Annotated in this window: 23 protein-coding genes; 16 read left to right on the forward strand and 7 right to left on the reverse strand. The window is 38.7% G+C overall.

Annotated features, from left to right (window positions below):
- Window positions 1-46 precede the first annotated feature (46 nt).
- From rlmD to ACFTQ7_RS15490, 3 genes are all read right to left on the reverse strand, one after another.
- Window positions 47-1426, reverse strand: coding sequence for a 23S rRNA (uracil(1939)-C(5))-methyltransferase RlmD (gene rlmD / locus ACFTQ7_RS15480; RefSeq protein WP_386829834.1), 1380 nt, complete (start codon window positions 1424-1426; stop codon window positions 47-49).
- A gap of 44 nt (window positions 1427-1470) precedes the next feature.
- Window positions 1471-2289, reverse strand: a complete 819-nt coding sequence (locus ACFTQ7_RS15485; protein WP_386829835.1) for a delta-lactam-biosynthetic de-N-acetylase — start codon at window positions 2287-2289, stop codon at window positions 1471-1473.
- Between the two features lie 102 nt (window positions 2290-2391).
- Window positions 2392-2982, reverse strand: coding sequence for a hypothetical protein (locus ACFTQ7_RS15490; RefSeq protein WP_386829836.1), 591 nt, complete (start codon window positions 2980-2982; stop codon window positions 2392-2394).
- A gap of 202 nt (window positions 2983-3184) precedes the next feature.
- On the opposite strand from ACFTQ7_RS15490, the gene recX reads away from it, so the two are divergent.
- The 3 genes from recX to ACFTQ7_RS15505 are packed head-to-tail and all read left to right on the forward strand — an operon-like array spanning window position 3185 to window position 4584.
- Entirely contained in the window at window positions 3185-3988 is an 804-nt protein-coding gene (gene recX, locus ACFTQ7_RS15495) for a recombination regulator RecX (RefSeq protein WP_349661092.1), read from the forward strand.
- The gene (locus tag ACFTQ7_RS15500; protein WP_079562722.1) at window positions 3985-4314 is read left to right on the forward strand and encodes a YfhH family protein; all 330 of its coding nucleotides are present in this window, start codon (window positions 3985-3987) and stop codon (window positions 4312-4314) included. The genes recX and ACFTQ7_RS15500 overlap by 4 nt, the downstream gene beginning before the upstream one ends.
- Entirely contained in the window at window positions 4315-4584 is a 270-nt protein-coding gene (locus ACFTQ7_RS15505) for a YfhJ family protein (protein WP_079562723.1), read from the forward strand.
- 39 nt (window positions 4585-4623) lie between these two features.
- Here ACFTQ7_RS15505 and ACFTQ7_RS15510 read toward each other — a convergent pair whose 3' ends face one another.
- Window positions 4624-5610, reverse strand: coding sequence for a metal-dependent hydrolase (locus tag ACFTQ7_RS15510; RefSeq protein ID WP_349661094.1), 987 nt, complete (start codon window positions 5608-5610; stop codon window positions 4624-4626).
- Window positions 5611-5827: 217 nt separating this feature from the next.
- On the opposite strand from ACFTQ7_RS15510, the gene mutY reads away from it, so the two are divergent.
- The 9 genes from mutY (at window position 5828) to nikC (ending at window position 16282) form a co-directional block, all read left to right on the forward strand.
- Complete coding sequence (gene mutY / locus ACFTQ7_RS15515) at window positions 5828-6862, forward strand: A/G-specific adenine glycosylase (protein WP_386829837.1); 1035 nt, start codon at window positions 5828-5830, stop codon at window positions 6860-6862.
- A gap of 82 nt (window positions 6863-6944) precedes the next feature.
- Complete coding sequence (locus ACFTQ7_RS15520; RefSeq protein WP_349661096.1) at window positions 6945-7121, forward strand: gamma-type small acid-soluble spore protein; 177 nt, start codon at window positions 6945-6947, stop codon at window positions 7119-7121.
- 354 nt (window positions 7122-7475) lie between these two features.
- On the forward strand, window positions 7476-8024 hold the full coding sequence (gene ntdP, locus ACFTQ7_RS15525) for a nucleoside tri-diphosphate phosphatase (RefSeq protein WP_349661097.1): 549 nt from the start codon (window positions 7476-7478) through the stop codon (window positions 8022-8024).
- 201 nt (window positions 8025-8225) lie between these two features.
- Entirely contained in the window at window positions 8226-9971 is a 1746-nt protein-coding gene (locus tag ACFTQ7_RS15530) for an ABC transporter ATP-binding protein (RefSeq protein ID WP_386829838.1), read from the forward strand.
- A 581-nt stretch (window positions 9972-10552) separates the two neighbouring features.
- Window positions 10553-11566 carry an ABC transporter ATP-binding protein gene (locus tag ACFTQ7_RS15535; protein ID WP_386829839.1) on the forward strand — a complete coding sequence of 338 codons (1014 nt, stop codon included), beginning with the start codon at window positions 10553-10555 and terminating at the stop codon, window positions 11564-11566.
- Window positions 11541-12530 (forward strand): ABC transporter ATP-binding protein, encoded by a 990-nt coding sequence (locus ACFTQ7_RS15540; RefSeq protein ID WP_349661100.1) that lies wholly within the window; start codon window positions 11541-11543, stop codon window positions 12528-12530. Before ACFTQ7_RS15535 ends, ACFTQ7_RS15540 begins: the two co-directional genes overlap by 26 nt.
- Window positions 12531-12551: 21 nt before the next feature.
- A complete protein-coding gene (locus ACFTQ7_RS15545; protein ID WP_386829840.1) occupies window positions 12552-14171 on the forward strand; it encodes an ABC transporter substrate-binding protein in 1620 nt (539 codons plus the stop codon).
- 198 nt (window positions 14172-14369) lie between these two features.
- Window positions 14370-15374, forward strand: a complete 1005-nt coding sequence (locus tag ACFTQ7_RS15550) for an ABC transporter permease (protein ID WP_349661102.1) — start codon at window positions 14370-14372, stop codon at window positions 15372-15374.
- A gap of 14 nt (window positions 15375-15388) precedes the next feature.
- Window positions 15389-16282, forward strand: a complete 894-nt coding sequence (gene nikC / locus ACFTQ7_RS15555) for a nickel transporter permease (RefSeq protein WP_386829841.1) — start codon at window positions 15389-15391, stop codon at window positions 16280-16282.
- A gap of 353 nt (window positions 16283-16635) precedes the next feature.
- Here the strand turns inward: nikC and ACFTQ7_RS15560 are convergent, their stop codons facing one another.
- Window positions 16636-17724, reverse strand: coding sequence for an FUSC family protein (locus tag ACFTQ7_RS15560; protein WP_197143532.1), 1089 nt, complete (start codon window positions 17722-17724; stop codon window positions 16636-16638).
- A gap of 338 nt (window positions 17725-18062) precedes the next feature.
- The gene (locus tag ACFTQ7_RS15565; protein WP_386829842.1) at window positions 18063-19349 is read right to left on the reverse strand and encodes a glutamate-1-semialdehyde 2,1-aminomutase; all 1287 of its coding nucleotides are present in this window, start codon (window positions 19347-19349) and stop codon (window positions 18063-18065) included.
- Window positions 19350-19480: 131 nt separating this feature from the next.
- Here ACFTQ7_RS15565 and bcp point away from each other — a divergent pair, with 131 nt between their 5' ends.
- The 3 genes from bcp (at window position 19481) to perR (ending at window position 21449) form a co-directional block, all read left to right on the forward strand.
- A complete protein-coding gene (gene bcp / locus ACFTQ7_RS15570) occupies window positions 19481-19957 on the forward strand; it encodes a thioredoxin-dependent thiol peroxidase (RefSeq protein ID WP_349661105.1) in 477 nt (158 codons plus the stop codon).
- Window positions 19954-20898: a D-2-hydroxyacid dehydrogenase gene (locus tag ACFTQ7_RS15575; protein WP_386829843.1), complete on the forward strand. Its 945-nt coding sequence runs from the start codon at window positions 19954-19956 to the stop codon at window positions 20896-20898. The genes bcp and ACFTQ7_RS15575 overlap by 4 nt, the downstream gene beginning before the upstream one ends.
- Window positions 20899-21005: 107 nt before the next feature.
- Complete coding sequence (gene perR, locus ACFTQ7_RS15580; RefSeq protein WP_139377005.1) at window positions 21006-21449, forward strand: peroxide-responsive transcriptional repressor PerR; 444 nt, start codon at window positions 21006-21008, stop codon at window positions 21447-21449.
- 25 nt (window positions 21450-21474) lie between these two features.
- On the opposite strand, the gene ACFTQ7_RS15585 is transcribed toward perR, so the two are convergent.
- Window positions 21475-21825 (reverse strand): YgzB family protein, encoded by a 351-nt coding sequence (locus ACFTQ7_RS15585; protein ID WP_386829844.1) that lies wholly within the window; start codon window positions 21823-21825, stop codon window positions 21475-21477.
- A 209-nt stretch (window positions 21826-22034) separates the two neighbouring features.
- On the opposite strand from ACFTQ7_RS15585, the gene ACFTQ7_RS15590 reads away from it, so the two are divergent.
- Window positions 22035-22928 (forward strand): nucleotidyltransferase-like protein, encoded by an 894-nt coding sequence (locus tag ACFTQ7_RS15590; RefSeq protein ID WP_079564329.1) that lies wholly within the window; start codon window positions 22035-22037, stop codon window positions 22926-22928.
- Window positions 22929-23296 lie beyond the last annotated feature (368 nt).

The following is a 23296-nucleotide window of genomic DNA, read 5'->3' on the forward strand; positions in this document are numbered from 1 at the left end:
AATTGCAAAGGACGTCTCAAATATTAGGAGACGTCCTTTTTCATCACTATTTATTCTTCAACACAAGCTTCGCTACGCACTCCACTTGAGCTGTTTGTGCAAACATATCCACCGCCTGAATATATTCAACATCATAAAACTTCGTTAATTCGTTTAAATCCTTCGCCAAAGTTGATGGATTACACGATGTATAGACAAAGCGCTTCGGTTTTAGCTTCAATACAGTGCGGATGAATTCTGGTGCTAGACCTGTGCGTGGTGGATCAACTGTAATAACATCTGGTGTAAATCCTTCCTTGCGCCATTTTGCTAGGACACTTTCTGCTGTGCCGACTGCATATTTTGTATGCTTAAAGCCATGGTTTCGGGCGTTTTTACGTGCATCCTGAATGCTTTCTGGAATAACATCCATTCCACGAACTTCTTTTGCTTTATCAGCTAGCCATAAACCGATTGTCCCAACACCGCAGTATGCATCAACAACTGTTTCTTTGCCTGTTAATGCTGCTGCTTTTTTGATTTCATCGTAGAGATGAACGGTTTGTGTTGGATTCAGTTGGAAAAAGGCACGAGCAGATAAATCAAAGGCTAATTCACCAAGCTCCTCATGAATCGTTTCTTTACCATCGAGGACAATCGTTTCATCACCAAAGATTAACGATGTTTTCTCACGGTTAATATTTTGGGCAATCGATACGATACTTGGGTCGATTTTTTTAATACGTGCAATGAGCTCAGCTAGATGTGGAATTTCTTTACGTGTTGTTACGAGCACGACTTGCGTTTCACCAGTACGAATTCCTGTACGTACAACAATCGTACGCACTAATCCATCAAGCGTACGACCATCGTAAATAGTAATATTCAGTTTTTGCAAAATTTTACGTGCTGCCACTGTAATTTTTGATGTAATCGGATGTTGAACAAGGCAGTCATTGATGTTCAGTAACTTGTTGCTACCTTCTGCAAATAGCCCTGCATAGACACGCTTGCCTTCTTTACGTACTTGATATTGGCTTTTGTTACGATAATTCCATGGATTATCCATCCCTAGAGTTTTGCGAACTTCAACTGAAGTAGCTAATGGTTTAGCATAACGTTCTAATGCTTGAACGACGATATCACGTTTTTCAATTAGCTGTTTTTCATATGTCATATGTTGAAGCTGACAGCCGCCACATTCGTTGTAAACTGGGCATGGTGCTTCTTGGCGATGTTTTGAAGCTTTGCGAATCGTTACTATTTCTGCTTCGGCAAAATTACGCTGTGTTTTAGTCACTTGTGCTGTAATTTCTTCACCAGGAATGGCACCCTTTACAAATACGACATTACGCTTATAAAAGCCTACGCCTTCACCATTAATACCTAGTCTTTTTATTATTAGAGGAAATTTTTGTCCTACTTCCATTGTTGTTTGTTGCGTCAAGCGTTCCACGTCCCTGTTCTTTTAATATCATCTCCCCATTATAACTAAGGAGTAGACGATTGCAAAGCGACAGGGAAATCTTCGTGTTCTAAAACTAAATCGTTAAGGGATAAAAATGTATAGCCTTGTTTTTTCGCATCGGCAATAAACCTAGGAAGAGCCTCAGCGTTATCCTGCGCAACAGTATGCATTAATATTACGGCACCAGGATGAAGCTGTTCCATTAATGCATTATACGCATAATCTGCGCCACGTCGTACATCCCTTTCCCAATCTTTAAAGGCAACAGACCAGAAAATGTGACGATAGCCTTCAGCATTTCCTACTTCTAATAATTTCGCATTAAATGTACCTTCAGGTGGGCGAGCATATGTTGTACGTTCAATACCCGTCAATTCACGTAGTTTATCGTCAAGCTTTTTCCATTCTTTACGCATACCATCGGGCGTTAGTCTCGCCATATTTGGGTGGCCATATGAATGGTTGCCGATCATATGGCCCTCTTTAACCATGCGTTTTACTAAATCAGGGGCACTTTCTAAATAATGACCAGTTAAAAAGAAGGTAGCTGGTGCGTTTTCTTTCTTTAACGTATCCAAAATGCTTTCCGTAAACCCATTTTCATATCCGTTATCAAAAGTTAAATAAGCAACTTTATTATCAGGCTTCCCTTTATAAATGGCGTCATATTTCTCAACTATCTGATCAAGCTGTGCTCCAGCCTCTGCTTGTTCACCGTTCTTCGCTCGCTTAAAGCCCCAGTTGTATTCATCAGATCCAGAGGCCGAAAATGGATTAAAGCTAATTGCCGCGGCAATAATAAAAGTAGCAATTACCGATCCCACTATATGCTGTTTCCACATAAAAACGCATCCTTTCTTTTTTTTAGAATGTGTTATTTTTTAAAAAATTATCCTACTTGATTTCATTAAAAAAGTCCCTTTTAAATGGATAAATTTAATTTTTTAGCAGAAGTCTCCCGCTTCTATAGGCAGTGAGATGAATGCAGATTTAAGCTGCTTTTCCGCGGGTGTCCAAACATTCGTGGAAGAGAAATGAATACCCGCGGAAGAGGAGAGAATGCCCGCGGAAGAGGAGCGAATACCCGCGGAAGAGGAGCGAATACCCGCGGAAGAGAAGCGGATACCCGCGGAAGAGAAGAGAATACCGGCGGAAGAGAAGCGAATACCCGCGGAAGAGGAGAGAATACCCGCGGAAGAGGAGAGAATACCGGCGGAAGAGAAGCGAATACCCGCGGAAGCAAGGCGAATACCGGCGGAAGAGAAGCGAATACCCGCGGAAGAGAAGCGAATACCCGCGGAAGAGGAGAGAATACCCGCGGAAGAGAAGGGAATACCCGCGGAAGCAAGGCGAATACCGGCGGAAGAGAAGCGAATACCCGCGGAAGCAAGGCGAATACCCGCGGAAGAGGAGAGAATACCCGCGGAAGCCAAGGGAATACCCGCGGAAGCGAGGCGAATACCCGCGGAAGGAGAGAATACCCGCGGAAGAGAAGCGAATACCGGCGGAAGAGAAGGGAATACCCGCGGAAGCAAGGCGAATACCCGCGGAAGGAGGGAATACCCGCGGAAGAGGAGGGAATACCCGCGGAAGAGGAGAGAATACCCGCGGAAGAGAAGGGAATACCCGCGGAAAAGAAGTAAATCCCGCGAATCGAACGAAAACCGCAAAACGAGAAAATACCTCAAAAGCAATACTTACGAAAAATGTTATAATGGTTATAGTGAGGTGTTACGAATGCGTGTTATTACGAAGATTGCACGTCAAAAAAACAATCCAGAACGTTATAATATATATTTGAACGAAGAATATGCTTTTCCTGTAGATGAGGCAATTCTCATTCAATTTGGGTTAACAAAGGGCAAAGTGCTTGAGGAATTTGATATTCAGGAAATTGCCTATGAGGATGAGATTCGAAAAGCTTTTAATAAAGGGTTAAATTTTTTATCTTATCAAATGCGCAGTGAGCATGAGGTTAAGAAAAAGCTGCTCTCGTTAGAATTTGGGGAAGCGGTTATTTTAGAGGCTATACAAAAGCTTAAATCGTATGGCTTTTTAAATGATGAAACTTACTCCAAGGCGTTGCTTGATACGAAAAAGGCTACGATGAAAAAGGGACCCAAAGCAATTAGGCAGGACCTTATGAAAAAAGGGATTGATAAAAGCTTACAGGATGAGGTATTGGCTACATATAGTCATGGGGAGCAGGTAAAGCTTGCGACGCAATTGGCTGAAAAGGTCATTCGATCGGAAAAAAAGAAAACGCCAACTCAAATAAAAGCTAAAATTCAAGATTTTTTAATGAGAAAAGGTTATTCTTTTAGTGTTGTTGATGAGGTGCTTAGTCAAATAGAGATTGAGCAAGAGGAAGATGAATGGCAACAGCTACTTGATGTACAAGGCGAAAAAGTTTGGAAAAAGTATTCATCAAAGTATACTGGTTTTGAATTGAAAATGAAAATAAAGCAGGCGCTCTATCAAAAGGGTTTTCCTATAGAAGTTATAGATCGTTTTATAGAAGAGAAGGAGAATGAGGAATGAACGAAAAAAATTATGCTGCGATGTCAGAGCATGAACTACGTGAAGAAATAGCTAGAATAAAGGAAAAAGCACGTAAGGCGGAACAGCTAGGCATCATTAATGAATTCGCAGTATACGAGCGCAAGGCTTTAATGGCTGCAGCTTATTTAGTGGATTTAGATACAATAATTCCTGGAGAAATGTATCGTATTGACGGTTCTGAAAATGAATTTTTCCAAGTGGATTATTTAAAAGGACGTTTCGCATGGGGCCATCGCTTAGGGGGCGAAAAATACCAAGAGGCTTTACCTGTTTCAATGCTATCTCCTGTAAAGGTGGGCAAATAAATGGATGAAAAAATTGAAAAGCTAACAGCTGAGTTACTTGCAAAAAATCCGGAAATGTCAGTAGGTCGTGCACGAGTATGGATTGAGCTTTTATGGAGTGATTTCGAATCGACTTCTGCGAAAGCTGGTTACGCTTATCGTGGTACGGAATACACTGAAAATTTGGTGCGTCAATTAATTGCCAGCTATGGTGATAAACTGCATGCATTTGCGGGACGTAACCCCAAATACGCACATTTACTTGATGCTAGTGATGATATGGTACAATAACAAAACCCTGGCCAAATTATGGCCAGGGTTTACTGATGTTTAATTACTTGCGCCAACTTGTAATTTTTTCTGGAGTTTATCTTCTGTAAAAATCCAGCCTGTGTATGAAGTGATAATCTCATTGTCCTCGTTTAAATGAGCGACAGCCACGAAAGGATAGCGATTATCACTACGGTAACGCAGATCAATTAATCTTACTTCTGTTAAGCCATTTTCGAGTTCAGAAATTTCCCAACGATACAATGGTGAGAATGACACGAATGCAGCGAGATTGGGATCTTTCAATGCTATTTCAATAAGAGGCGTTTTCGGCAAAGGTTTTATTTCGAATTTATCGTAAATATTAACAGCTCGCCCATAAGCACGGCCAACATAATAATGCGTTTTGGATTTTGCTGCAATACGCCAGTGGAAGAATCGCATTGTAGGGGCTACAATAACATACTCTTCATCCTGAATCGTATTATGTACAGCTTTCTTTACAGCCTTTTGGACCGCAAATCGTAAAATATAGTAAACGATAATTATGAGATACATGATACTAAATGTCCAAACAGGATTAACCCCAAATGCCCAAAGCAAAATGCCGATGCAATGTAGTGTGAAAATAATAGGATCAAATGTATTAATGACACCAAGTGCAACCCATCTTCTAGAAAACGGTCGAAGTGCTTGTGTACCATAAGCGTTGAAAATATCAACAAAGACGTGAAGTGCTACAGCTAAAAATGTCCAAAGCCATAAATGAAACACATTTGCGTCTTGAATAATAAGTGCTAAAACCGCTGTAATTAAGATCGGCCAAATAGCTACTGCTGGAAGTGAATGTGTAATTCCACGATGATGTCGAATATAAATTGCGTTGTTGCGCAGCTTTAAAACTGTATCGACATCAGGTGCCTGTGAGCCAATAATTGTACCTGCCATTACTGCGGTAAAGGTCATTGAATGACTTGCTACAACGGGATCAGCTAATGCAAGACCACCGAGGGCTATACCCATAACGAAATGTGTACCTGAATCCAAAAATATCCACTCCTTGTATGCATCTAAATAGAGTACAATTTGCATACATGTATATTTCAATAATCCGTAATACTTGATATTTCTCTATTAAGACTGTTGTGCTAAAATCTTGAAGCTAGAAAATAATGGCGCTTTTTGTCGTTTTAGACAGATGATCTTTTCTTAATTGTATACTCTTTTTATCATAAATAAAATCGTAAAAACACTGGAGGTCACTGTGAATTATCCATATGTAACAGAATTCCGACAATCTTTAGTCGAATGGTTTAATGTTGAGAAACGTGATTTACCTTGGAGGCATACGACGGACCCTTATAAAATTTGGGTATCGGAAGTGATGCTACAGCAAACACGTGTCGACACAGTTATTCCTTATTACAATCGTTTTATGGAAAGTTTTCCAACATTAGAATTACTCGCGGAAGCTCCACAAGAATACTTATTAAAGCATTGGGAAGGCCTCGGCTATTATTCCCGTGCACGCAACTTACAAGCGGGTGTTCGCGAGGTATTAGAAAACTACGGTGGGGTAGTACCCGATAATCGCCATGAGATTTCAAAATTAAAAGGCGTAGGTCCGTATACTGCTGGAGCTATATTAAGTATTGCCTATAATAAGCCCGAACATGCAGTGGACGGCAATGTTATGCGTGTTTTAAGTCGAGTGCTTACTATTCATGATGATATCGCTATTCCAAAGACTAAAAAGATTTTTGAAGAGGCTGTTGAAGAACTAATTGATCCTGAAAATGCATCGTCCTTCAATCAAGGCTTAATGGAGCTGGGTGCACTTATTTGTACGCCAACTTCACCAAAGTGTTTATTATGTCCGGTTCGGGAATACTGTACCGCTTTTAATGAAGGCGAGCCTGAAAAATTACCTATCAAATCTAAAAAAGTGAAGATGAAGCATCTCACATACGATGTGCTTGTATGCCAAGATGACAAAGGACGAATTTTATTAGAACAGCGTCCAGCAGAGGGTTTACTAGCTAATCTATGGCAGTTCCCAATGCTTGAGCACGGTAAAGATTCAATAGATACTTTTATTAATGATTATGCTATGAATGTTCAATCGCAACAGGATTTGCTAACATTTAAACATGTTTTTTCACATTTAACATGGCATATAAATAGTTATTTTATGAAATGTAATTCAGCAGAAAAGGGCGAATGGCTGACTCCCGAACAAATAGAATTGTTACCAATGTCCGTTCCAATGCTGAAAATTTGGCAGGAAATAAAGGATTAATCTAGAAAATTATTTATATAAAATTTTTAGGCATAAAAGCATTCACCTCGGTACACAATAATGAGCGTGGAGGTGAATGAAAATGAAAAAGCAAAACAACCAGAATTTCCAACCGAATAAAAACATGCAACGTCAAAGTCAAGAATTTGGTTATGAAACAGACGTTAATGAAGTGCAAAAGCAAAATGCTAAAGCTGAGCAGAAAAAATCTCAAGCTTCAGGTAACTTCAATAAAACTAACCAAGATCTTGGTGAATAACACTTTGTAATTGCATAATTGCATTTACCTCTGAGGAGCTGTCTACAATCGAAAAGATTAAAAAGGGCAGCTCCTTTTGAATTTTTATATAGCAAGATAAGAAAATGGTTTAGGTGATAGGGAACTGCTCGGGTAGCTGATTAAACCATGCTCCGATACATGAATTTAAACAAAAAATTCCAATTGGGTTAGTGATATGATAAAATTTGCTTTTAGTTAACGAAATTTTGTACAAATTTAAAAGAGCGCAGGGAAATTTGTGGTTTTCTAACTACACCTTTCGCCTACACATTGCTATAATATACTAGAGACTGCTAGATTAAGGTAGCATAGACGAAAAGGTGGGCTTCAAAGATGGCAATACCGGTAGAAGGAGAAACGATACAAATACATAGTTATAAACACAATGGCCGTATCCACCGTGTTTGGCAAGAAACAACGGTTTTAAAAGGAACAAAAAATATCATTATCGGTGCGAATGAGCGGACACTTGTGACAGAATCCGATGGTCGAACGTGGCTAACGAGAGAGCCTTCTATTTGTTATTTCCATGCGGAGTACTGGTTTAATATCATTTGCATGCTACGTGAAGATGGTGTGTATTATTATTGTAATCTAAGCTCACCATTTGTTTTCGATAATAATGCCATTAAATATATTGACTATGATTTAGATATTAAAGTTTTCCCCGATATGTCTTATTCACTCTTAGATGAGGATGAATATGAGCTGCATCGTAAGGAAATGTCTTATCCAGATGTCATAGATAAAATTTTAAAGCGCAATGTCGATAAATTAATTAGCTGGATTCAACAAAAAAGAGGCCCCTTTGCACCTGATTTTATCGATGCCTGGACAAGTCGATATAAGTTTCAGCTCGATATGCAAGCAGATGATTATTAGTTGCACCTATTAGTTTTACTAATGGGTGTTTTTTTATGTTTTGAACAATCGGATTGTAAAATAGTTAGTGATAAAGCTAAATTAACTGTACTTAAAACAAAATATTGCTATAATACGTTTGGGCATTCAATTTGTGGATGTCTGTTTCTTTTTATGTATTACATAAGAGCGAGGCTTTTAAAATAAGGATGTGATAATAAATTGGGTAGTATAAAGCGTTATATGAGATTTGTAAAACCATATACATGGGAAATAATTTTAACGATTTTAATTGGTATAGTGAAGTTTGCGATTCCGTTATTTATTCCATTACTCATAAAAATTGTGTTAGATGATATTATTGCTGGAGATCATTTAACGGATGCAGAAAAGACAAAAGAATTGTTTTATTGGTTAGGTGGCACGATCATTGTATTCTTTATTATTCGACCACCGATTGAGTATTACCGTCAATATTTTGCTCAAAATGTCAGTAACAAAGTGCTTTTCGATATTCGAAAACAAATATATGCACATTTACAGCGACTAAGTTTAAGATATTATGCCAATACAAGAGCTGGCGATGTGATTTCAAGAGTGATTAATGATGTGGAACAAACAAAAAACTTTATTATGACAGGCTTGATGAACGTTTGGCTGGACCTTGCGACAATTGTTATTGCAATCGGTATTATGTTTGCTATGGATGTTAAGCTAACGCTAGTAGCATTGATTGCTTTCCCATTCTATGCGTTTAGCGTAAAGTTCTTCTTTGGCAAGCTTCGGTCTTTAACACGTAAACGGTCACAAGCACTAGCTGGGGTGCAAAGTTATTTACATGAACGTGTAGCTGGAATGAGTATTATTAAAAGCTTTACGCTAGAAAAACATGAGCAAAAGTTATTCGATGAAGCAAATGGAGAATTTTTAGAGAAAGCGCTGGATCATACGAGATGGAATGCTAAATCGTTTGCAGTGGTGAATACAATCACGGATGTAGCACCACTCCTAGTCATTGCTTATGCAGGCTATCAGGTTATTAATGGACCACTTTCAATTGGGACGATGGTTGCCTTTATTGCCTATATCGAACGACTTTATGGTCCACTTCGTCGCCTTGTAAGTTCATCAACAATGTTAACACAGTCCATTGCATCAATGGATCGAATGTTTGAATTAATAGATGAACCTTATGAGATAAAAAACAAGGCCAATGCGTTAGAGCTACCTCGGGTAAAAGGTGAAGTTCGTTTTGACAATGTGAACTTTCAATATGAAGAAGGGGGCTCACAAATTTTAAACAATATCAATTTTACAATTAATCCTGGAGAGACAGTTGCATTTGTAGGAATGAGTGGTGGAGGAAAATCAACTATCATTAGTTTAATTCCTCGTTTTTATGATACAACGAGTGGCACCGTATGTATTGATGATTATGATGTGCGTGATGTATCTCTACATTCTTTACGCTCACAAATTGGAATAGTCCTACAGGACAATATTCTGTTCAGTGATTCGGTAAAAGAAAATATTTTAATGGGCAAGCCAGATGCTTCTGATGAAGAGGTTATTGCTGCGGCAAAAGCAGCGAATGCACATGATTTTATTATGAGCTTACCAGATGGTTATGACACAAAGGTTGGGGAACGCGGAGTGAAGTTATCAGGTGGACAAAAGCAGCGGGTAGCGATCGCTCGTGTGTTTTTAAAAAATCCTCCTATTTTAATACTAGATGAAGCAACCTCTGCATTGGATTTAGAAAGTGAGGCACTTATTCAAGAATCATTGGATGTACTTGCACATGAACGTACGACAATAATAATTGCTCACCGACTTTCTACGATTACACATGCAGATAAAATCTTTGTTATAGATCATGGACAATTAATTGAAAGTGGTACGCACGAGCAATTAATGCAAAAAGAGGGCACCTACTTTAGTTTATTCCAGGTACAGCATTTAGATTGATGTACCATAAATAGAAAAAATCTGACTCACTATCATAGTGTGGGGTTGATTTCCGTTCCGACTGGGCGCTTTCCTGGGGGCGTCCGATGAGCCGCTTCGCTTCGCTGCAGGGTCTCATCTGTGACGCTGATCCCCAAGGAGTCACCCAGTCTCCACTCCAATCAACTTATTCACATGATATATGTTTGTAACAAAATGTCATCCCAAAATTTAATGATTAACAAAAAATATTGGAAATCCAACCACACAATAACATGGGGTTGATTTCCGTTCCGACTGCGCGCGTCCAAGAAATAAATAGCAAAGCGCCATGTCATCCTCATCTTTGGGTGATGAATAATCTATAAATAGCCTTCTATTTAACATAAATGGAAGGCTATTTTTTTGTCTTATTTATAAAATGTTATTGATTAATAAGACATTATTAATACGAAACTCGAATGATGTAGAAAATCTATGTTAATTGCAGAATAATTATGATTGAAAGAGTAATGTTTTTTGGTTAGAATTATCTGAAAATAGGGAATTTAGTGATAGTTAATGTAATTAAGTAAAAATATGGGTTGGATGGGAGATTGATCATGAGAAAAAAGCTGCTAGAAATAAAAGGCTTAAAGACAACCTTTTTTACAGATGATGGACAAATTCCTGCCGTAGATAATATTGATTTTTCTGTTCATGAGGGAGAAATATTAGGGATAGTAGGGGAATCGGGAAGTGGAAAAAGTGTTACATCCCTGTCCATTATGGGGTTAATACCGTCACCGCCTGGAAAAATAACCGGGGGAGAAATACGGTTAGATGGCAAAGACCTCATAACATTATCTGATAAACAAATGCAGAAAGTTCGTGGGAAAGATGTGGCGATGATTTTCCAAGAACCTATGACATCCTTGAATCCTTTGTTTACAATTGGGGATCAGCTAAAAGAAGCGATTTTAATCCATAATCCAAAATGGTCGAAAAAAGAAGCCTTTGCAAGGGCAGTTGAAATTATGAAGCTTGTAGGTTTACCTCGTGCTAAGGAATTATTAAAAGATTATCCACATCAGCTATCTGGGGGAATGCGACAACGGGTCATGATTGCGATGGCGCTTGTCTGTGATCCGAAGGTGCTGATTGCTGACGAGCCGACTACTGCGCTAGACGTTACGATTCAAGCTCAAATCTTGCAGCTGATGAAAGATTTAAATAAACGTTTAAATACAGCTGTTTTATTAATTACGCATGATTTAGGCGTTGTGGCAGAAACATGCGAGCGAGTGATTGTGATGTATGCAGGTCAGATAGTTGAGGAGGCGCCTATTCAGGAGATATTCGTTAATCCGAAGCACCCTTATACACAAGGACTTATTAAGTCTGTACCAGATATGCGTTATAAGAAGGACAACCTTTACTCTATACCAGGCAGTGTACCAAAACCCGGAAGTATTCAGGTAGGCTGCCGTTTTGCAGCACGTTGCGAATTTGCGATGGAACGCTGTGTACAAGAAACGCCACCTTTATATGAAGCAGGAGAGCAGCATAAATCAAGATGCTTTTTACTAGAGAAACAGGAGGTGGAGCAACATGTCGAAAACTTTATTGAAAGTTGATGGTTTAAAAAAATACTTCCCCATTCGGAAGGGGGTCCTTAATAAACAAGTTGGGGACGTAAAGGCAGTAGATGATGTTTCCTTTGAAGTTTTTGAAGGAGAAACATTAGGTATTGTAGGTGAGTCCGGGTGTGGTAAATCAACGACTGGTCGACTTTTAATGCGATTGCTTGAGCCAACTGAGGGCAAAATTGAATTCGCAGGAAAGGTGATTTCTGAATTATCGAATAATGAAATGCGCAAAGCCCGTAGAGATATTCAAATGATTTTCCAAGATCCTTATGCCTCTCTTAATCCTAGACATAATATTGGGAAGATATTGGAGGAGCCTCTTATTGTTCATGGGATGGGCAATGCAAAAGAACGGAAGAAGAAAGTGTTAGAGCTTCTCGAAATTGTTGGGTTAAATGAATATCATGTGAAACGGTATCCACACCAATTTAGTGGTGGTCAAAGGCAGCGTATCGGCATTGCCCGTGCACTGATGACGAATCCGCGCTTGATTATTGCGGACGAGCCTGTCTCTGCTCTTGATGTATCTATACAGGCTCAAGTATTGAATTTATTGCAAAACCTACAAAAGGATTTAAAGCTAACTTATATTTTTATCTCCCATGATTTAGGGGTTGTACGCCATATTAGTAATCGTGTAGGTGTGATGTATTTAGGGAAATTAGTGGAGATGACAGCAAGCGAAGATTTATATGCTGAGCCACTTCACCCGTATACACAGGCGTTGCTATCCTCGGTACCTGTTCCAGATCCTACGTTTGAACGTGAACAGGTTGTTATTTCTGGAGATATTCCGAGTGCTTCGAATCCACCAAGTGGTTGCACTTTCCATACGAGATGTCCATTTAAAAAAGAAGAATGTTCTCAAGTAGTTCCGAAAATGCAAGAGGTGAAACCGGGTCATTATGTTGCTTGTCATCTTTACGATGCAAACCAACATTCAATGATATAAAAAAACTTAGGGGGAAATCGAATGAAGAAAAAAAAGCTTTGGACTTTGGGTGTAATGCTTATCCTTGTTCTCTCGACAATCTTAGCTGCTTGTGGCGGTTCAGATTCTAAGGATACGGGTAGTAAAGATACATCAAGTGGTGGTGACTCAACTAGCAGTAGTGAACCAAAAACATTAGTATATGGTCGTGGTGGCGATTCTACTGCACTTGATCCAGCGACAGTAACAGAAGGTGAATCGTTTAAAGTTACCGTTAATATCTATGAGACTCTAATTAACTTTGGAGAGAACGATGTAACGCTGCACCCAGGGCTAGCAAAATCTTGGGAATCTTCAGAAGATGGGTTAACGTATACTATGCAACTTGAAGAAGGGGTTAAGTTCCATGACGGTACTGACTTTAATGCTGAAGCAGTCGTGAAAAATTTTGAGCGCTGGAAAGCTGGTGGTGCTGATAAATTCCCATATTACGCTTCTCAATTTACGGTAAATGAAAAGTCAGTAATTGAGTCGATCACTGCTGATGGGGATTATAAAGTTATATTTAAACTAGCTCAGCCACAAGCACCATTCTTGAAAAACTTAGCGATGTCACCATTTGCTATTGCTTCACCAACAGCATTTGAAAAGGATGATGAGGCACTTAAAGATCATCCAGTAGGTACTGGTCCATTTAAATTTGTAGAGTGGAAACGAAATGATTCTATCACTATTGAGAAAAACCCTGATTACCGTATTGCAGATTTGCCGAAATTAGATAAAGTTATTTTCCGTTCTATTCCAGATAACTCCGCACGATTCAATGCATTAACTAACGCTGAGGTTGATGTAGTTGATGGCTTAAGTCCATCTGATAAAGCTTCAATCGAATCAAATGCAGATTTACAATTAATCGAACGTCCGTCTATGAATGTTGGTTATCTTGGATTAACAGTAACTCGTCCACCGTTCGATAATGTAAAGGTTCGTCAAGCAGTAAATCATGCAATCGATAAGCAAGCATTAGTAGATGCATTTTATGAAGGCTTAGGCGAGACAGCAAAAAATCCGATGCCTTCAATAATTGCAGGCTACAACGATGAGGTTGAAGGCTATGACTATGATCCAGAAAAAGCAAAAGCATTATTAGCTGAAGCTGGCTATGATGGTAAAGAAATCGAGCTATGGGCAATGCCTGTACCACGTCCGTACATGCCTGACGGTCAAAAAATTGCAGAAGCTATTCAGAAGAATTTAGCAGATGTTGGTATGAAATCTAAGATTGTAACGTTTGAATGGGCTACGTATTTAGAAAAGGCGGAAAATGGAGAGGCAGATGCGTTCTTACTTGGTTGGACAGGTGATAACGGGGATGCAGATAACTTCCTTTACACTTTATTAGACGGAGATAATATTCATTCTAACAACTATACATTCTATGACAACAAAGAAGTTCACGAATTATTTGTTGCAGCACAAACTGAAATGGATGAGGACAAGCGTAATGACCTTTACAAGCAAGCGCAAGTGATTATCTCTAAAGATGCACCATGGGTTCCGCTTGCTCACTCTACGCCAATTTTAGCTGCTAATACTAAAGTTACAAACTATGTTGCACATCCGACAGGTTCTGACCGCTTAGATACAGTAGATGTGAAGTAGGTTTAAACGGCTATCCCAACAGGTTTTAATTTAAGAAGAGAAGAAATTTTAAAGAATCTGCTTGCTTTCTGCGGGTAAGCCGTAGAAATCTAGCGGATTCTTTTGTTGGTGAAAGCTGACCCTTTCTACAGTATGTGTAAAGACCTCAATGCTTTTCGTGCAAAAGTATATTATGAAAATAACAGAGGGGTGAAAAAAATGCTTCACTATATGGGGAAACGATTATCTCAACTAATCCCAGTTTTGCTTGGAATGACTTTCATCGTCTTCATGTTAATTCGTGCAATTCCTGGTAATCCAGCACAAGTAATTTTAGGGCAGCAGGCAACGAAAGAAGCGGTCGAAGCGTTAAACGCAAGTTTAGGATTAAATAAGCCGTGGTATACACAATATTTTAGTTATTTAGGTGGCATTTTTCAGGGGGATCTAGGAGTATCATTACGTACTAAATTACCCGTATCAGAGGAAATTTTCCCGTATTTAGCGGCAACAGCTGAGCTAGCGCTGTTTGCCATGATTATTGCAGTGATTGTTGGTGTGAATGCAGGCATTATTTCTGCGTGGTTCCAAAATTCTTGGTTCGATTATGTGGCAATGGTAGTTGCTTTAGTCGGGGTGTCTGTACCGGTTTTCTGGCTCGGTTTAATGGAACAATGGGCTTTCAGTAATCAGCTTGGCTGGTTCCCGACATCTGGGCGAGAAGATGTGCGAGATCCAATAACCGCCATTACTCATTTTTATTTACTAGATACGCTCATACAAGGCCGCTTTGATCAATTTACTGAAGTAGTAAAACGATTAGTATTACCAGGCATGGCTCTTGCGACAATTCCGATGGCAATTATTGCAAGAATGACTAGGTCGTCTATGCTTGAAGTAATGCGCTCTGACTATGTACGCACCGCTAGAGCAAAAGGGCAAAAAATGTTTATTGTTGTTTATAAGCATGCATTGAAAAATGCAGTTATCCCAGTGTTAACTGTCATAGGGTTGCAAACAGGATTGCTACTAGGTGGTGCTATTTTAACAGAGACAATTTTCAGCTGGCCTGGAATTGGTCGTTATATATATGATGCCATTGGCTTCCGTGACTATCCTGTTATTCAATCAGGTATTTTAGTAATTGCTTTTATTTTTATCATGATTAACTTAATTGTGGATTTACTGTATACAGTGATTGATCCGCGGATTAAATACAAATAGGGGGAGAAGCAATAATGACTGGAGCCATGGATGTAAAAACAGAAGCAGCACCAAGACGTGAACGAGCGGCAGGTCCTTGGAGAGAAGGCTGGCGTAGCTTTAAAAAGAGTAAAATCTCCCTGGTAGGTGCAGGTATTGTACTATTTTTTATTTTTCTTGCTATATTTGGTCCACAGATTGCTCCTGAAGGAATGAATGAACAAAACCTTTCGATGCGTTTATTAGCACCATCAAGTGAGCATTGGTTTGGAACGGATGACTTCGGACGGGATATTTTCTCTAGAGTTATTCATGGAGCCCAAATTTCTTTGAAAGTAGGCTTTTTATCGGTTATTCTTTCTGTTATTGTAGGTAGTTTCCTTGGCATTATTGCGGGGTATTATGGAAGATGGGTTGATACGATAATCTCGCGTATTTTCGATATTTTGTTAGCATTCCCTAGTATTTTACTAGCGATTGCGGTAGTAGCAGTACTTGGACCATCATTACAAAATGCACTGATTGCCATTGCTATTATTAACGTACCGAATTTTGGGCGCTTAATTCGATCGAAAGTATTGAGTGTTAAAGAAGAGGAGTATATCGTAGCAGCAAAGGCGATTGGAATGCGTGACTCGCGAATTTTGTTCTCGCATATTTTGCCAAACTCGATGACGCCAATCATCGTACAAGGAACGCTAGCGATAGCGACAGCGATAATTGAAGCGGCGGCATTAGGCTTCCTTGGATTAGGAGCTCAAGCACCAGCGCCAGAATGGGGTAAAATGCTAGCGGATTCCCGTATCTATTTATTAAAGGCGCCGTGGACGATGATTTTCCCAGGTTTAGCTATTATGTTAACGGTTCTCGGTTTTAATCTCATGGGTGATGGCCTACGTGATGCGCTTGATCCGAAAATGAAAAGCTAATAAAAAAGGGCGAAGAGATGGACATCATGCCAACTCTTCGCTTATTTTAGCTAATCAATTATGCCTCGGCATAATTGTGTCCGGAATTGACTTTGTGCTTAGGCCTGCACGAGGGCCGACACGATGTCGGTCATTTCGGTAATGCCACAGGACGTGGCGCTTTTACCGATGCAGGTCAGTTAGCCGTTATCGCATGGATGCGATGGTTCTAGGCTAACATCCCCTGAGAAATCATTTCCGATTCCGTGACATCCGCCGGAGGCTTTAACTTCTGTAGCTGACGCTTCCTTTCCCTACAAAAACACTTGTACCTGTCGCTTTGCTTTCGGTCAAAAGACATCTGCTGAAAGAAGTTAAACAAATTCCTCTTCAAATTCCACATTGATTTCATGACCATGATGAGTTTGATACGACACAATGAGCGTATCCAAATGCTCTAGGTTTTCTTCGTAATCTAAAATACGCGATAAAATATAAAGCAAGTGATAGCTCGAAAATTCTGTATCGCCTTCGTCATGCGCATAACTGATCTGCTTGATGAATATTTCCATTAACTCGTTTCGTTGAACATAATCGATGTTTTTACTCCACTCCGAATGTTCGGGCTTTAATTTCCCTGTGTATTTTAACAGTAGCTGCTCATGGTAAGTTAGCAGAAAATCAAGCCGCTCTTGAATCATTAAATGGAATTGTGTCGGGAGCTGTGCTAATTCGTTTTCATGATTATGAAGACGATGAAGAAGCTCTAAACTTTTCTTCGACGTTGTGATCATTTGACGATACACAACTAATTTACGTCCTTTTACAAATTTTTTATTTTTAAAGTAATTACGCTCTTCCTTATAAAAATCATACAGTGTATCAACACGTTGCATACGAGACTTAAATTTGCTTAATGCTTCTTTAGTAGAAGTATGCTCAGATGCTTGACGAACAGCAAGTCGCGTCCATCGAATAATATCATCTTGTAAAAAGTAAATCTTACGGAATAGCTTTACTTCATATTTGGGTGGTAGGAAGAACAAATTGACAACAAATGCTGCTAATACCCCAACTAATATGGTAAGAAAGCGAATAAGACCAAATGTAAGAAAGTCATCTCCTTGAATCTCCATAATAGCTACAACAGTAACAAGTGCTAGAGATAACGACTTTTCAAGTTTGAATTTCAACATAATACCGATAGCAACAATGACTGCAATGCCGATTGCTACTACATGGTGACTAAAAAGTAGGCCAAAAATGACCGCGATGGTAGCTCCTATAATATTGGCTTGTACTTGCTCCACAATTGTTTGATAGGAGCGATAAATAGATGGCTGAATCGCAAAGATTGCTGCAATTCCTGCAAAAACAGGTGAAGGAAGCTCTAGTAACTCAGCGATAAATAGTGCAAACACGATGGCAACACCAGTTTTAAATACACGGGCACCTAATTTCATAGAAAATGGATGTCCTTTCTGTCTAAAATTTTAACTACTTGAAGTCTCCCACCTCAATAGGTGGATAGATAAATAAAGACTTAGTTGCTTTTCAGCAGGTGTTCAAACATCTGTACCTGTCGCTACGCTTTCGGTACAAAAGACATCCGCTGAAATAGAGGGACTTAGGCTGCATAATTAATGCTTCTTTACATTATAGAAGGAAGTGCTCATAAAATACATAGATTTGTATGTCCATTTAAAGAAAAAGACGACTCGCATGGGAGTCGTCTTTAAAAGTTAGATAATCTAGATGCTATTATAAATTGCGTTACTCACTAGGCGTTTAGCCTTTACAATTACAATTGTGAAAATGCAATATCTACAGCTTTGATTGTTTCAACAATATCAGCTTCTGTATGCTCTGTTGTTAAGAACCATGCTTCATATTTTGATGGTGCTAAATTAATGCCTTGTTCAAGCATTAATTTAAAGAAGCGTCCAAAGATTTCACCGTTTGAGTTTTCAGCCTGCTCATAGTTTTCTACTTTCACATCTGTAAAGTAAATAGTAAGAGCACCTTTAAGGCGATTAACAGTAATTGTTACATCGTGTTTTTTTGCTGCAGTCAGGATACCTTCCTCTAAAATAGCTCCAAGACGATCCATTTCATCATAAATACCTGGAGTTTGTAATACTTCTAGACAGGCAATACCAGCTTGCATAGAGGCAGGGTTTCCTGCCATTGTACCCGCTTGATAGGCTGGTCCAAGTGGAGCAACTGTATCCATAATTTCTTTGCGGCCGCCGTATGCACCGATTGGTAAACCACCGCCGATTACTTTGCCTAGCGCTGTTAAGTCAGGTGTTAAGCCTAACAAGTTTTGGGCACCGCCGTAGTGGAAGCGGAAAGCAGTAATAACTTCATCGTAAATAGTTAAGGCACCTTTTTCCTTCGCTGTAGCATGCACTAATTCTAAGAAGCCAGGGTTAGGCTCTACAATACCGAAGTTCCCAACGATAGGCTCTATTAAAATGGCTGCGATTTGATCGCCCCATTTATCCATTGCTTCTGTAAATGCTTCAGGATTGTTAAATGGTACTGTAATTACTTCTTCGGCTGTTGAAGTTGTAACACCTGCTGAGTCTGGAGTACCTAATGTCGCAGGACCAGAACCAGCAGCTACTAATACTAAGTCAAAGTGACCATGGTAGCATCCAGCAAATTTCATAACTTTCGTACGGCCAGTATAAGCACGTGCTACACGAATTGTTGTCATGACAGCTTCTGTACCAGAGTTATTAAAGCGCACTTTATCCATAGATGGCATTGCTTCTTTAAGCATCTTAGCAAAAGTAACCTCGTATTCAGTTGGAGTCCCAAATAAAGTACCATTTTCAGCTGCGTGTGTAATAGCCTTTGCGATATGTGGGTGACCGTGACCAGTAACAATAGGACCGTAAGCTGCTAGATAGTCGATATAACGGTTGCCATCAACATCCCAAAAATAAGCACCTTTCCCACGAGCCATAGCAACAGGTGAACCTCCGCCGACTGCTTTATAAGAACGAGAAGGGCTATTTACACCACCAACGATATGCTGTAGCGCTTCTGCGTGTACTGCTTCAGATTTTGTGTGATTCATATATATTGCCTCCTAAATCTTTATACTTCATCTATTGTAGACCTATCAGTGCAAGAAATCCAAAGAAATTAAGGGATATGATTTGTTTTGCTATTTAGAGTAAAATAAAGCGTACAGAGGAGGAGATTGATATGGCTTTAATAGAAGGTAAAAAAGCACCGGATTTTTCCCTTATGAATGAAAAAGAAGAAGTAGTAAAGTTAGCGGATTTTAAAGGACAAAATGTTATTTTATATTTTTATCCTAAAGATATGACACCAGGTTGTACTACGGAGGCTTGTGACTTCCGTGATAAGCATGAGGATTTTAGTAAATTAAATGCAGTTGTGCTTGGTATTAGTCCTGACGAAGCTAAAAGGCATATCAAATTTATAGATAAACATGGATTACCATTTTCACTATTAGTGGATGAGGATCATGCAGTGGCAGAGGCATATGGAGTTTGGGTGCTGAAGAAGATGTATGGACGTGAATATATGGGGATTGAACGTTCAACATTTTTAATTGATACAGAAGGAAATTTGATAAAGGCTTGGCGTAAAGTACGTGTAAAAAATCATATTGAAGAAGTATATACATATTTAGCAGAATGGGAGGCGAAGCAATGAGAATTTATTTTACGTTTGAACCAAGACCAGATTTACGTGAGCCACTAGTAGCAGAATTTCCACAAGTGGATTTTGTTTTTGAAAATGGTTTATCAAATAATGAGCTACAAGAAGCGGATGTACTTGTGACATATGGTGAAGATTTAAATGATGAAAATATTCAGTATGCGACAAAGGTTAAATGGATTTTTGTAGCTTCAGCGGGGATCGAAAAAATGCCAGCTCAAGCCATTATTGACCGAGGAATAGTAGTTTCGAATGTGCGTGGCATTCATAAAACGCCAATGGCAGAATCAATGCTTGCTCATATTTTAGCGATTAAGCGCGCACTACCATGGGTGTATGAACAGCAGAAGAAAAATGAGTGGTCAAAAAAAGCGAAACAAACCGAGTTGCGAGATAGCACAGCACTTATTTTGGGGCCTGGAGCTATTGGCTCGGAAGTAGGTCGCTTATTGCAAGCTTTTGGTGTTGCGACAATTGGCTGTAACCGTTCAGGGGATGAAGCGGCATATATGAATGAAATGGTGAGTTTTGATCAATTAGCCGAAGCTTTACCTAATGCTGATATTGTCATTTCAGTTTTACCTAAAACAGAAGAGACGACACATTTATTGAAAGCAGACTATTTTAAAGCGATGAAAAATGAAGCCATTTTTATGAATTTTGGTCGTGGGAACTTAGTAGAAGAGACTGTTTTGATGCATGCCATTCAAACAGGTGAAATTGGTTACGCTGTTTTAGATGTATTTGAACAAGAGCCTTTAGCTGCAGATCATCCAATATGGACTTTGCCGAATGTCATTGTGTCTCCGCATATTTCAAGTCACTCATCTCGCTATGTTGAACGTAGCTTAGCGATTTTTAAGCCGAATTTAGAGAAGTGGTTACGTGGTGAAACAGATGTAGAAAATAGGCTGGATTTATCAAGAGGTTATTGAAGCAACAAAACTGAAATGTGTATGAATGTTGACAGAAGTAAGTTAAATTGGATACACTAATTATAACTATTATCAATTAATAATCTTTATGGAAGAGGTGCATGACGATGTCTGAAATGCATTTACAGGATGCACTTGACACGTTGAAAACAACTGGTGTTCGTATTACTCCTCAGCGTCATGCTATTTTGGAATATTTAATTCAAACAATGGCACATCCAACTGCCGATGAAATTTATAAAGCACTTGAAGGGAAATTCCCGAATATGAGTGTAGCGACTGTCTATAATAACCTTCGCGTATTTCGTGAAGTTGGTCTAGTAAAAGAGCTAACTTTCGGTGATGCTTCAAGCCGCTTTGATTTCGTTACAAACGATCATTATCATATGATTTGTGAATGCTGTGGGAAAATAGTTGATTTCCATTATCCTGGTCTCGACGAAATTGAACATTTTGCATCACAAGTAACAGGCTTTGATGTGCATGCGCATCGTTTAGAAATTTACGGCACTTGTCCATCGTGTAAAGATGTATCTGCAAAAGTACAATAAAAAAATCCTAGCTCTTCTATGAGGGCTAGGAATTTTTTGTTTTATTATAAGATTGGTCGAACTTTTTTCCTTCTAGAGTTGGATCCAGTGTTAATGGTTCATTGCAGTACATACACATATCTACACGGCCTAATACTTTTGTGTGCTTATGGCAATTAGGGCATTCGACTTGCACGGCTCGTGTTGAGAGCAGTCCAATCCATGCATAAACGACTGTACTACCAATAATACAAAGTACACCAAGTGTCATGAAAATTAAGACTAGAATAGGATTGTTTTTAAAGAAGATTCCCCCATACATAACTACAAAGCCGATAAAAATAAGTGCTAATGCGAATGAACGGATTTTATTAATTTTACTTTTGTAAGGTTTCATTTATCATCTTGCCTCCCAATCTAAAATCTACTATAACATATAAGAACAAAGTATTTTAGCTTTGATAACGTGGAAAGAAGGAATACTTTTAGAGTATGTCGAAATTTTAACGAAATCAATCTCGCCTTGGCGTAATTGAGTCCGGTGTAAATCCGTGACATCAACTGAATGAAGATAAAAGGTTACAAGCAAATAGAGGGGGACTGAACATGGAACAAGTTTTACGTCCAATATATCAGGAACGTGCAAGTCAGTCGAATACACTAGGCGTTATTTTAGTGGAAAAACGAGAGGAACAAAGTAATGTTACAGATACATTTGATACAATCTTACTTATTATCGTAAAAGAAGCAGAACAGCCAGTCTTTACGAAACACTACCTATATGAAGGAAATAAAGTAGCTTTACATACGGTTACCGAGAAAATAATACGAAAATGGTTGCTTATTGGCTCGAATAAAAAAGTGGTCGATTGGATTTTCTTTGGAAGAGTATTATTTGATCGTAATGAATTTCTTCATAAATTAAAAATTGAATTACAGGAGTTTCCGTTTAGTGGTCGTAAAATCAAAACAGGCATTCAATTTTCAAAATTAATTCGTCGTTATTTAGAAGGAAAAGAATACTTTGATAAAGGTAGCTATCTTGATGCTTATAATCATGTAGTAGATTCGTTACATCATTTAGGTCGTTTATCCATTATTGATAGTGGACTTTATCCTGAAGTAACTGTTTGGGCACAGGTGAAAAAAATAGAACCAGCGATTTATAAATTGTACGAGGAGCTCGTTACAAGTACTGAGCCAATAGAGAAACGATTAGAGCTATTGTTTTTAGCGAGTGAGTTTTTAATACATTCACGTACTCGAGACGGCGCTCAGCATATTTTAGAAGTCATGCAAACAAAGGATACTTGGACTATTCAGGAATTGCATGATCATGGTGAGCTCATGAATTACTCAGTAGATTTAGAAGTATTTGTAGAGTATCTAGTGGACAAAGGTTATATTCAAATTGAACCGATCGTTGCGAAAAGTGAAATGATATTCCACCGTCATTATAAGGTAAATAAAGAAGCTCTAGAAATGGAGCAAGGACTGTAGTATGCTAGTTTTCGAGGTATGAAAAATACCTCGATATTTTTTATAAAAAAGTTATTGACTTTTAATTAATTTATATTGTATTATATTAATTGTCGCTAAGACATAATAAAAAACTCAACGAACGAAAAAAACTTTCGAAAAAAGTTGTTGACATGAATTGAGTTAAATGTTAATATAAAGAAGTCGCTGAAAAACAACGGTGACAAAATGAACCTTGAAAACTGAACAAGCAAAACGTAATCAATAAAGTTTTTAGTAACTAACCTTGAGTTTGTGAACGAAACAAAATTTTGGACATCAAACATGATGCCAGCAAAACAATTTGAGCTTATCAAATTTCTTTTTATGGAGAGTTTGATCCTGGCTCA

This window comes from Lysinibacillus sp. NPDC056959 (genome assembly GCF_042674095.1).
GTDB lineage: Bacteria > Bacillota > Bacilli > Bacillales_A > Planococcaceae > Lysinibacillus > Lysinibacillus zambalensis.